The organism is Flavobacterium sp. P3_A6 (assembly GCF_056403035.1).
Map to the genome: position 1 here is coordinate 50105 of NZ_JBFUGG010000014.1, position 14245 is coordinate 64349.

General features: G+C 39.6%; 2 protein-coding genes. Both read right to left on the reverse strand.

Annotation, left to right across the window (positions count from 1 at the left end; genetic code table 11):
- Positions 1–497 precede the first annotated feature (497 nt).
- A complete protein-coding gene (locus AC1DVP_RS14220) occupies positions 498–5840 on the reverse strand; it encodes a hypothetical protein (RefSeq protein WP_477184143.1) in 5343 nt (1780 codons plus the stop codon).
- A gap of 611 nt (positions 5841–6451) precedes the next feature.
- Positions 6452–14071, reverse strand: a complete 7620-nt coding sequence (locus AC1DVP_RS14225) for an Ig-like domain-containing protein (RefSeq protein WP_477184144.1) — start codon at positions 14069–14071, stop codon at positions 6452–6454.
- Positions 14072–14245: the final 174 nt, after the last annotated feature.

The following is a 14245-nucleotide window of genomic DNA, read 5'->3' on the forward strand; positions in this document are numbered from 1 at the left end:
TAAAACGGGTTAAGCAGATTTTAATTCAACATAACTTATTATAAACAAAATGTACTAATGCAAACAAAATTCACTGAACTCCTTTGAAAATATAAAAGCAAAGTGAAATAATCGGGGATCAAAAAGTAAACATTTTGCTTTTCTGCCATTATTCAAAAAAAACTATAGTTAACGGTTTCAACGATTGACAATAATAATAACCCGTTGGGTATAATTCTGTTTAAAAAAAAATGAATAGAAACAGCACTATTTTTCATATAGATTGACTGTTTGAAAATAAAACGTCTATCTGGCTCTTTTAAAACACTATAAATTCTATATATGTATTAAAAAATAATTGCTCCGAACTGGTGACTATTTTATAAAAGTTAATAGATATAATTTATTGAAAAATGGTGTTTTATCCTTCTATACAGCTGCACTCAAATTCAGGCAATAAAAAAATCCATTCCGAACAAACAGAATGGATCTTTCATTAAAAGAAACAGTATTATTAGTTAATCATGAAAAATAATTTCTTCACTTATCCATTTGCCGTCTTCCAGCTGCACCATAACAATCATAAACTGATTACTGGCGTTTAAAGTATCAATAATGAATTCATTTTTGTCTACTTTGTTTTTTTGATACAGCAAGCTTCCTTTTAGATCATATACTTTTACGGATGCCAAAGTCTGGTCAAAAGAATTGATCTTAATCTCACGGTTCCTTACTGATACAAAAACTCCTTTTCCTTTGGCTTCAACATCTCCTGTACCTAATTTAGATGTATTAGTATATCGAAGCACAAAGCGGTCATTAAATGTTCCAATTGCTGTTGTAAAAGAATACGACCCAGACTTTAAATCATGAATGCTGCCAGTCATTTTATCTTCCAGATAAATCGCCTGATTCACCATGCCGCCATCAACATTATTAATACCAATCTGGAATGTTCCTGCTATTGTGGTTTTATATCCCAACGGCACTTCATCGGTTTTGTCAAAAGGCAGTCCGCGTCCCTGAACAGTATAATTCTTGGAATTATTAACACTGTAAAAATCTACAAAAGCATTTCCATTGCGGGTTACGCCATCATACAGCTTATCAAAATCATTGGTCGCTCCTGTAATATAGCCTACTAATAATTGCTTGAAAGCACCTCCATCATTGGTTAAATTCAGCCAAACTCTATCTTTCTCAATTTTTGCAGCTTTCTTAGTCCCCGATGGCTTGAAAAATTGACTGTTATTTATAATATTACCATTACTATCCAATCGCAATGAATTATCAAATTTAAAATAATCATCCAAATCACTAACTGCAAAAAAGGCTTGTCCTGCCGCTATTTCACCCGTAGGAATCACACCTGTACCATTGGTGCTTGGAGCTGCGCCAGTTCCTCCTGTCAGATTAAACAAAGCATAATCATCTGCAGTATAAATATAGGCAGTCCCAGCAGTATTCAACTGTCTGGCGGTGTAGTGCGTCCAAAAATACAATGTCCCTCCAATTACCGCTTCATTATTAATTATAAATGCTTCTCCATCTATAGCAGAAGGATATGGATTCCCTATTAAATTGCTTCTATTGACCCCTTGCGATCTTATTGATTGGAGACCGTTATTCGGCACTCCTTTAAACTCAACACTTTGATAAAAAGGCGGACTGCTTGTACGGACACGAATAATATATCCTCGGGCTACATCCATTATAACATTACCTCCCTGTGCTTCCCAATTCCCAAGAGTATATCTGAAATATCTGTCACTAACCCACAAATCACTCAGCTTTTGAGCCGCTACTGGCGAACTCCAGTACTCATAATCAAAATCTTTTAATCCAGGGGTAGTGCGTCTGTAAGTTATTGTTCCTTGATTTACAGCATTATCATTTGTCTGTACCAAACTCGCATTGTTCTCAAATATCAATCCGCCCTGCACATTCAAACCGTTTATAATGTTTAAAGCCAATCCGGAAGCAATCGTAACAGTCACACCGGGATTGATTACACAGGAACAAGAATTTACTGAAACTGGCAGGCTGTAATCGGCATTAAAAATAACAAAATCATTCAAAGACGGTGCGCCAGCAGGTGACCAGGAGCCATTCCAAGTTTTTGTAGCCAGCGGCTGTATTGTAGCAGATGCACTTGCCGAAACACATGCTGCACCTGTTTGAGACGTTACTGCATAATCACCTGCAGCAAGTCCTGAAAAACTTCCAGTAGTATTTGTTACTGCTGCCACCACCGGATTAGTGCCTGTTAAAGTATATACAGTTCCCGGGGCTGGTGAACTAACAGCTATTTTCCCTGTAGGAACTGAACAAGTGGGTGCTGTGACTGAAACAGCAGGTGCCGCTGGCGGAGTATTACTTAATGCAACCCATATATAACTCGGGCAGAACAAATTATTTGCCATTATCGAAACTGTCCCGCTTTGTGCGCTACTGCCTGTTTTTATAGTTAAAGTAATCGTTCCCTGCCCGCTTATGACTGCCCAGCCCGATGGATATCCCCAAGTATAACCTGTAGCTCCAGCAACCGGCGCTATACTAAAAACGGCTGTTGTCGATGGACAATAAACTGCACTTCCATTTGAAGCATAAGCTACTCCATTCAAAGAAATATTTCCCGAATCGGTATTTACGTTTAGCGTTACTGCATTTGAAGTCACCGATGGCGTACAGGTGCCGCTTACCACACAGCGATACTGATAGGTATTCATGGCAGCAGTTGCTGCCGTGATGTTCATCGTAGCTGCTGTTACATTTGAATAGGGTGCACCATTGGAAAGATTATTAAAAATTGTCCCTCCATTAGTGCTTAACTGCCACTGGTATGTTACTCCTAATCCAGAAGCTGCTACTGTAAATGAAGTATCGCCTGTTGCGCATACTGTACTGCCAGATGGCTGTCCTGTTATTGCTGGTATGGGATTAACCGTTATAGTTGCCACTCCTGTGATTGAAGTGCTGCAAGCTGGAGAACCTTGATAAGCAATACTTACCAAATTATATGCAAATGTACCAGCGGCAACTGTAGATGCCGATACTGTCGCAGTTGTGCTTGCCCCGACATTAACACTCGAACTAGCTCCCCCATTAATATTGTATGTAATGGTTACTGCTGCTGTTTGAGGATTTGTAAAAGTAATATTAGGAGCAGTGCCTCCTTGACAAACACTGGCTGTTCCGCTGATAGCTGCTGCAGGAGTAGCATTAACCGTTACAGTTGCAGTTCCTGTGATTGAAGTGCTGCAAGCCGGAGAACCTTGATAAGCAACACTTACCAAATTATATGCAAATGTGCCAGCGGCAACTGTAGGTACCGATACCGTCGCGGTTGTGCTTGCTCCTACATTAACGGTCGCACTAGCCCCCCCATTAATATTGTATGTAATGGTTACTGCTGCTGTTTGAGGATTTGTAAAAGTAATATTAGGAGCGGTGCCTCCTTGACAAACACTGGCTGTTCCGCTGATAGTTGCTGCAGGAGTAGCATTAACCGTTACAGTTGCAGTTCCTGTGATTGAAGTGCTGCAAGCCGGAGAACCTTGATAAGCAACGCTTACCAAATTATATGCAAATGTACCAGCGGCAACTGTAGGTGCCGATACTGACGCAGTAGTACTCGCTCCAACATTAACAGTCGCACTAGCACCTCCATTAATATTGTATGTAATGGTTACTGCAGCAGTTTGTGGATTTGTAAAAGTAATATTAGGAGCGGTGCCTCCTTGGCAAACACTGGTTGTCCCACTGATGGTTGCAGAAGGTGTAGCATTAACCGTTACAGTAGCCGTTCCTGTGATTGAAGTGCTGCAAGCCGGAGAACCTTGATAAGCAACGCTTACCAAATTGTATGCAAATGTACCAGCAACAGCTGTTGGGGTCGATACTGACGCAGTTGTGCTTGCTCCAACATTAACAGTTGTATTAGCTCCTCCATTAATATTGTATGTAATGGTTACTGCTGATGCCTGAGGGTTTGTAAAAGTAATATTAGGCGCAGCGCTTCCTTGACAAACACTGGCTGTTCCGCTGATAGTTGCTGTAGGAATCGCATTAACCGTAATTGTAGCACTACCCGTCATGTCTGCTGCAACAGCTGTACATTTTGAATCACTTAATGCCGTTACTGTATATGTTTTAGTCGATGATGGCGTAACATTAAAAGTATATGGACTTGAAGCTATGCCAGTAACTGGAACTGAAGTCGTTCCATCAGTATAAGTTAAATTCCATGGACCTGTGCCGGTCAAGGCTATAGATATAGCTTTTGATGTACCGCTGCATGTCGTTGCTGTTCCGCTAACAATAGAAGTTGGATTTGCATTAACCGTAATCGTTGCAGGAGCAGAATCCTCAGGACAGCCTCCAGAATTTGCTAACACAATCGCTCTAAACTTAGTTGTCAGACTTAAATCAGTTACGGTTAAAGTTGTAGTTGTATTGGCAATCACGGTGCTTGTTATAAAATCATCTACTGAGCTTTCCCATCTTATTACACTTGCTTTCCCTGCTCCATTACCAATAGGCAGAGAAGTACCGGACAATGTTAATGTTGTACTGTTTGTATAAGAACAATAACTAGCACTTGTACTTACTGTTCCTGCTGTCACTGTAGTGGCAACAACCGTTACTGCAAGGGTTTTAGCCGCACTTGTTCCGCAACCATTACTAGCCGTAACGCTGATATTTCCATTATTCCCAACCAATCCTGTTGTTACAAAAATTGATGTTGTGCCGTTTCCAGAATTTATTGTCCAGCCTGATGGCACTGTCCAAGTATATGATGTAGCTCCAGACACAGCTGCAATTGTATATATTTGCCCTGTATTTGAAGGACATTGCGGAGTGGTTCCCGTAATAGTACCTGGAGTTGATGGAGCAACTGCAGTTATGGTTAACGTTCCATAATCCCCGTTTTTAGTACATCCTCCAGAAGTAATTTTTGCTCTATATTTATTCCCGCTTAATCCTGTTCCAGAAATTGTTACCGTAAGAGTATTTGTTGTAACTCCCGAATACGGGGCAGAATTTGTCAAATCACTCCAGCCAGAACCAGAATTTACCTGCCATTGATATGAAGGTGAGCTGCCACTAGTAACAACCGTAAAAGAAGCTGTAGGCGTACTTGTGCAGACGATAGCATTTGAAGTGCCGCTAACTGTATAAGGACATATTCCATATAAAACTAAATTTACTAAATCAACAAAACTTTGGGTTTCAGGAGGACTATTGACAGTTGTTCCTGGTGGCACATTATTATCTATGGAAACCGGTGTTATTGTTACTGTTGCATTAGGATTTACAGCATAAATTTGACCAATCCCATTTCCTCCAGTCAGATCAAAATCACCTATAATATTACCTCCCACCACTACATTTCCTTGTTTTTGTAATTGAGAAGTAGAGGGACTTAACAAATCCCCTACAATAATAACGGTGCTTTTCCAAAAATCGGTAGTGCCATTATTGATATAATTTCCATAAACGATTACTGTTGACAATCCGGAACCATTTGCTGTGCTAAAATTTCCTCCAGAATTTACTGTGAAATTCCCTGAAGTCGTACTGCTTCCAACCGTAAACACAACGCCGTCATTGGCCATTAAAGTTCCTGAAACACTTATACTTTTTGCGGCAGCATCTGCAGTAATGGTTACAGTGCCTGCTGATGCTATTACAACATCATCAGCCGCAGTTGGAACAATTCCTCCAACCCAAGAACTCCCTGAATTCCAATTCCCTCCAGTGCCAGTACTTGTTATAGTTGCTCCAAACGCTGTTATTTGCATAAATACAGAAAACAAAAAAACAGCTAAAATCTGAGATTTAAGTAGAATTATTTTCATCTGATTTGGTGATTTGGTGATTTTATGGTATTATTATTCTAAAAAGAGAAAAACAAAAAGACTCTGACGGCTTTTTATTTCTTAGAACCAACAATGTTCTGTTTGCATGTTAAATATTCACACACTACTACAAAACACGTACTTTTGCCTATTAAAGTTAAATATTAAAAGCTTAAGTACCACCACAATCCCAATGTTATACCTGATTATCAGATAACTAACATAAAGACAGTAATTTTGTAAATTTATTTATACAAAAAAAACACGATACTTATAGCTTCAAATCGCATTCTTTTTACTGTTTTTTTTCACAAATCAATTTTCTAACTGTAAATAATTCTCTTTGGCTGTAAAAGGCCATTTTTAATACTGCTACTTCCTTGTTTGGGAATTCGATTCAAATTACTTTGGCAGACTAAGAGCCAACAAAGCCAGATTCTAAAGAAGAGCCATCTGTGTACCATTTTATATGTGTCCAAGAGGCAGGCATCAGCTTCATAGAAAGATAGCATTCCCCTCTCATATAACTGCTAACTGCATTCAAATTCAGTCAAAAAAAAATCCCATTCTGAATAAACAGAATGGGATCAAAATTTTTAAAAGATTATCATTTATTCATGAAAAATAATTTCTTCGCTTATACGCGTGCCATCTTCCAGCTGCATCATGACAACCATAAACTGATCACCGGCATTTAAAGTGTCAATAATGAATTCATTCTTATTCACTTTGTCTTTATTGAACAGCAAGCTTCCTTTTAGATCATAAACTTTTACAGAAGCCAGAGTCTGATCAAAAGAATTGATCTTTATCTGATGGTTTCTTACAGACACAAAAACTCCTTTTCCTTTGGCTTCAACATCTCCAGTACCCAATTTAGAAGTATTAGTATATCGTAATACAAAACGGTCATCAAATGCCCCGCTTTCTGTTGTAAAAGAATACGATCCTGTCTTTAAATCATGGATAGTATTAGTCAGTTTATCTTCCAAATAAATCGCCTGATTCACCATACTACCATCAACCTTATCAATTCCAATCTGGAATGTTCCTGCTATAGTACTTTTGTAACCTAACGGCACTTCATCGGCTTTGTCAAACGGCAATCCACGACCCTGAATAGTATAATTCTTGGAATTGTTAACACTATAAAAATCTACATAGGCATTTCCATTGCGGGTTAGGCCATCATACAATTTATCAAAATCATTGGTCGCTCCTGTAACGTAGCCAACTAATAGCTGCTTGAAAGCACCGCCATCATTCGTTAAATTCAGCCAAACTCTATCTTTCTCAATCTTTGTCGTTTTCTTAGTGTTTGATTGCTTGAAAAATATACTGTTATCTATACTATTACCATTATCCAATCGCAACGAATTATCAAAAGTAAAATCACCCGCATGATCACTAACTACGAAAAAGGCCTGACCTGATGCAATTTTTCCATTAGGAGTTACTCCTGTTTGGTGTGCATCAGTGATACTTTTCGCTACAGTACTAGTTCCACCTGACAAATTAAATACAGCATAATCATCTGCATTATAGATATATTTAGTACCTGTATTATCTACTTTTCTAGCCGAAAAGTGCGTCCAAAAATATAAAGCTCCCGTAACTATTGGATTATTAATCATAAACGCTTCTCCATCTATGGCAGATGGGTATGGATTCCCTATTAAATTACTTTTATTAGCCCCTTGAGCCGTTATTGATTTGATTCCGTTATTTGGCACTCCATTAAACACAACACTTTGGTAGAAAGGCGTACTTGTACTAACACGAATAATATATCCTCTGCCGATATCCATAGGGGTATTACCTCCTTGTGCTTCCCAAGCTCCATTTGTATACCTGAAATAACGATCACTCGTCCACAAACCACCCAGTGTTTGACCTGCTACCGGAGAGCTCCAATATTCGTAATCTAAATCTTTCAATTCAGGAGTCGTGCGTTTATAAGTTATTGATCCGCTATTTACTGCATTATTATTTATCTGCACTAAACTCGCATTGTTCTCGAATGTCAATGTACCATGAACATCTAAACCGTTTATAATTTTTAATACTAATTCAGAACCAATAGCATCACCAATAGTAACCTTTTTACCCGAATTGATTACACAAGAACAAGAATTTACTGTAACTGGCAGGTTGTAATCAGCATCAAAAACAACATAATCGTTTATTGTTGGAACTCCAGCAGGTGACCAGGAGCCATTCCATATTTTTGTCACCAATGGCTGTATTGTAGCAGATGCACTTGCCGAAACACATGCTGCACCTGTTTGAGACGTTACTGCATAATCTCCCGCATCAAGTCCTGAAAAGCTTCCTGTAGTATTGGTTACTGCTGCCACCACCGGATTAGTACCTGTCAAAGTATATACAGTTCCTGGAGCTGTTGATGTAACAGCTATTTTTCCTTTAGGAGCTGCACAAGTAAGTGCTGTTACTGAAACTCCAGGTGCTGTTGGCGGAACTGTGCTTAACGTAACCCCTAAAAAACTCCAACAAGACAAATTATCTGCCTTAACCGAAACTATTTCTCTTAATAAACTAGTACCCGTTCTTACTGTTAAAGTTGTCGTTCCATGTCCGCTTAACTCTGTCCAATCCGATGGAATTATCCAAGTATAGCCTGTAGCTCCTGTAACTGGTGCTATACTAAAAACGGCTGTAGTTGACGGGCAATAAATTGCACTTCCATTTGAAGCATAGGATATTCCATTCAAAGAAATATTTCCTGAATCAGAATTTACATGTAACGTTACAACACTTGTGGTCACTGATGGTGTACAGGTTCCGCTTACCACACAACGATACTGATAGTTATTCATCCCTATAGTCGCTGCTGTGATGTTCATCGTGTCAGTTGTCACATTCGAATATACTCCAGTGTTTGAAAGATCATTAAAAATTGTTCCTCCATCGGTGCTTAACTGCCACTTATACGTAAGCCCAGCTCCAGAAGCCACTACGGCAAATGAAGTGTTATCTGATTCGCATACAGTACTGTTTGATGGCGGTGTGGTTATGGCTGGAGCAGTGTTGACTGTTACAGTTGCGCTTCCTGTAATTGTGGTAGAACAGTAAGCTGTATCTTGATACGCTACACTTTTTAAACTATATACAAAACTACCGCCAGAAGCTGTTGAAACTGCTACACTTGAAGTATTGCTTGCACCAACTCCTATATCTATTGTTTGATCCGAACCTCCATTGATTTTATAAGTTACAGTTACGGAAACGGTTTGAGGGTTTGTAAAAACAATATTGGGAGACGAAGCGCCTAAACACACACTGGTTGTACCGCTAATACCAGCTGTAGGTATTGGTCTAACTTCAAGATTAGCAGTTTCATCTGCAAATGGAGCCGTTCTTGTACAAGAATTTCCATTAGTAATTGAAATTAATGTATAAGCTGTATTAACAGTTGGGTTACCTCCTGCCGCAAAAGTAGTTAAAGATGCAGTTCCGATGGATTGAATATATAGTTGTGAGTTAGCCTCATTTCTATATGTAATACTATAACCAACAGCTGGTCCAAAAGACGAGTTCTCTGCGTCAAAAGTTAATTGTGGGCTGTCACCTGCACATATGGTTGGTGCAGAGAAACCACTAGATACGTTGTTGGGTAAGGCATTAATCAGGATTGCTCCCGAAACTGCACTTGTAACCGACGGTGCACATGTTCCGCTGACAACACAATAGTAATAAGTTGTTCCGGCTGTTGTAGTTGGCGGTGTATAACTCGATGATGTTGCTGAACCAATAGATGTACCTCCTGAATTGCTTGCTGTAGCATTGCTAAACCACTGATAACTAAGACCAGCTCCTGCTGCCGTTACCGACATGGCGGTCGCTGTTCCATTTAAGCAAATCGTTTGTGCCGCTGTTGACTGACTGCTAATTGCCGGCAGGGCATTGATCAGGATTGCTCCCGAAACTGCACTTGTAACCGACGGTGTACATGTTCCGCTGACAACACAATAATAATATTTTGTGCCTGCTGTTGTAGTGGGCGGTGTATAACTCGATGATGTTGCTGAACCAATAGATGTACCTCCTGAATTGCTTGCTGTAGCATTGCTAAACCACTGATAACTAAGACCAGCACCAGTAGCCGTTACTGACATAGCGGTGGCTGTTCCATTTAAGCAAATCGTTTGTGCCGCGGTTGACTGACTGCTAATTGCCGGCAGGGCATTGATTAGGATTGCTCCCGAAACTGTACTTGTAACCGACGGTGTACATGTTCCGCTGACAACACAATAATAATAGGTTGTGCCTGCTGTTGTAGTGGGCGGTGTATAACTCGATGATGTTGCTGAACCAATAGATGCACCTCCTGAATTACTTGCTGTAGCATTGCTAAACCACTGATAACTAAGTCCAGCACCAGTAGCCGTTACTGACATAGCGGTGGCTGTTCCATTTAAGCAAATCGTTTGTGCCGCGGTTGACTGACTGCTAATTGCCGGCAGGGCATTGATTAGGATTGCTCCCGAAACTGTACTTGTAACCGATGGTGTACATGTTCCGCTGACAACACAATAATAATAGGTTGTGCCTGCTGTTGTAGTGGGCGGTGTATAACTTGATGATGTTGCTGACCCAATAGATGCACCTCCTGAATTACTTGCTGTAGAATTGCTATACCACTGATAACTAAGACCAGCACCAGTAGCCGTTACTGACATAGCGGTGGCTRTTCCATTTAAGCAAATCGTTTGTGCCGCGGTTGACTGACTGCTAATTGCTGGCAAAGCATTGATTAGGATTGCTCCCGAAACCGCACTTGTAACCGACGGTGTACATGTTCCGCTGACAACACAATAATAATATTTTGTGCCTGCTGTTGTAGTGGGCGGTGTATAACTCGATGATGTTGCTGAMCCAATAGATGTACCTCCTGAATTGCTTGCTGTAGCATTGCTAAACCACTGATAACTAAGACCAGCACCAGTAGCCGTTACTGACATAGCGGTGGCCGTTCCATTTAAGCAAATCGTTTGTGCCGCGGTTGACTGACTGCTAATTGCTGGCAAAGCATTGATTAGGATTGCTCCCGAAACCGCACTTGTAACTGTACAACCACTAGAAAATGTAACTACACAATAATAATAAAGAGTACCCGCTGTGGCTGTAGAAGGAGTATAAGAAGCTGAAGTAGCTCCTGAAATACTGGTTCCTCCTGAAGCAGAAGCCGTAGTATTACTATACCATTGGTATGAGCTTATACTATTCCCCGACGCTGCACTAGCTACAATTGTTAAAGCAGTAGCAACACTATTTATACATACTGTTTGCCCTACTGTTGCCGGCTGAGTAGTGATTGCTGAAACATTTACGACAGCATTTACCGTAGCATAACAAGTATTAGGATACGTACTAGTAACTGTATAAGTGGTGGTGGTAGTTGGACTGGCTATAACTACATTTCCCGAAGAAGTGTTTAATCCTGTAGTAGGCGTCCAAGAATAGGTAGGGATTAAACCGTCACTAGAGGAAACTGGAGCCGTAGAAGTTGTCCAAGTAGGTGACCCCGACAAAGTAACCGATGACGACCCAACAGCACTATTTGAAATAGTACCCGTACCTTCATTTAATTTATAATAAGCCACCAAACCCGTACTGCTTAACGGCACAGTTTTATCCTTATATGCATTTATTTCTGTAGCTGATCTCGCTACATTCCATAAACGTATTTCATCCATAGTACCCGCCAAGTTAGGATCGACTCCATATTGTGATTTACCAAAATAGCTATTTGTTTTTGTGATAGCAGCAGGAGTAAGAGTCATGTTAGTATTTGAACCTATAGCTGCTCCATCCAAATACATAATACCTGTTTTTGCGGCTGCATTATAAGTTATGGCCAAATGATGCCATGTATTTGTAGTAATTGACGTGTTACCATCAATACGCTGCTCATTATTGTTACCATTAATGGTTATTGCATATCTAGGCAACTTATTTCCATCAAATCTTGGGGTAAAAAACATATTATTGGTCATACCTGAACCAAAATCAAAAATACGTTGCCAATTGGTGGTATTATCTGTCCAGTAAAGCATGGTCTCAAACGTAAAATCTGTTGTTGTGCTTAATGGGTCTCCATTAACAGTCATATAATTACCACCATCCATAGTCACTGCATTACCAGAATCACCAGCCGCTGTTAAAGTAACGGATTGCCCAGAACAAATGTTTGATGTTAATTTATCAACCGTAACTACGGGTACTGCGTTTACTGTTGCCGTTACTGCGGTTCTTGTAGCTGAAACACAATAATTTGTAGTATTTCTTGCTTCAGCATAGTAGGTTGTTGTACCCGAAATGGAAGGTGTTGTATAACTTGAATTATCCGTTAACAGAGCTGTACCCCCACTAGATGCTGCATACCAATCTATCGTTTGTCCAGAACCTGGAGTTGCTGATAAACTTACGATACCAACACCACAACGTGAGCCATTAGATACAGAAGAAGGGGGCGTAGGAGCCGTACAAGTAGCTGTACCTACATTAACAATACCTGTCGTTGCTGCAAAAAAAGTATTATTGGTATTGGCTGCAGTTGAACTTGTGCTTCCCCATGTCCCAGATGGTGTTGTGAAACCTCCTAAAGTTAGTGTCCCCGCAGGATGAGTTAAACCAGTACCCAAATTAGCTATTACTCCAGAAGCAATAGACAAATTGCTATTTATAGTTGTTGCTGCTCCAAAAGTTTTCGTTCCTGAACCAGATAATATAAGATTATTGTACGTTATAGCAGTTGTACCTAAGCTTTGTGCGCCAGCCTTATTGAATTCCACCGTTCCTGTACCCGCAGTAAAAGTTCCGCCAGTACCACTAACATCACCAGCTATTTCCAACACACTAGAACTTCCTTGCAAAGTCCCAGCAGTTCTTATCCAATTTCCTGTAAATGCATGTGTTAATGAAGTTCCTAAATTCAATGTTCCTCCTGTTCCATTTATCGTTAATCCTACTCCATTTACATTGCCTGTAAATGTGGCTGTACCTGCCGTTTTAGTCATTGAAACTGTTCCTGCAGTCGTAAATCCAGCTATACTTTGAGTAGCAGTTCCTGTAATTGTAACTCCACCTGATATACCTGTTATAGTACCGCTTCCACTATTTATAAGATCTCCGTTTAAGGTTAACAAAAAAGTTGACATATCTAAACTTGTATTATTATTCAGCGTCAAAGCGGCATTTGTAGTAACAGCTCCCCCTAATGTTTTAGTCCCAGAATTAGAAAATGTAAGATTACTATAGGTTACCCCCCCTTTTACTGTTTGATTACCCGCACCACTATAATTTACAGTATTACCGGCGGTATTTGCAGTAAGAGTACTAATTGTAGGTACAGTTAAATCATTTATATATAACACGCTTGTAGCCGTTGCGTTATTTAAAGATGTAATAGTTCCTGAATTATTAAGATTAATTATTCCTCCAGTACTATTGGTAATAGTTGCAATTGCACCAGAACCATTAAGATTTAGCGTACCTGTATTTGTAAAAGTCGTAGAACTTATTGCACCGGAACCTGGATCTATATTTGCTGTTGCATTATTGGTAATAGTAGCTATAGAGCTGATACCCTGAATAACAAGTGTATTCGATGCCGGCGATGCGTTGGTTATTGCACCTGTTCCCAAAAGTGCTGTCGAAATGTAAAGATTACCGTTGTTGGTAAGTGTAACACCTGTTACAGTAACATTTGGTATTGTTAGATTTCCTAATAATCCCTGAGCATTAGTACTAAATGTCTGAACTCCTGCACCTGCCGTAAAAGTTCCGTTATTCGTAATTCCTCCTCTGAATTCTATAGCTTCACCCGCTGTATTATTCCATGTTCCACCTGAATTTACAGTAACCAAACCTGTGAAAATTTTTGTTCCAGTTGTACTACTATGTATTAATGTTCCAGAGATTGAAGATGTACCGCTTACAGTAAAATTTTTGTTATTAACTGTCAAAGTAGCCGAAGCATTAATCGTTAAATTATTACATACTGCCGTAGTTCCAGATGTAGCTGTAGAGATAGTTGGCATATTTGGTACTCCGCTAGGTATTATTACATTAACAGCAGAAGTTGGCACTGCATTTGTAGACCAGTTGGCACCTGTATTCCAATCTGTACTTGATGAACCATCCCAAGTAGTCTGTCCTAAACCAAATTGAAAAATCAATAAACAAAAGAAAAGTATAATTCTATTCATAATATTTGGGGGTATTTGGAAATGCAAAAAAGTAATTTTAATTTCATATAATCAGATTCATTCAATTAGTGAATTGATTTCTCAGGCAAAAAATATTCATAACTCGAAATCCATGCGGATTCGAATACGAATACTAGCGATAATCTTTAGAAAAAAAAGGAAATAATAAGGCTA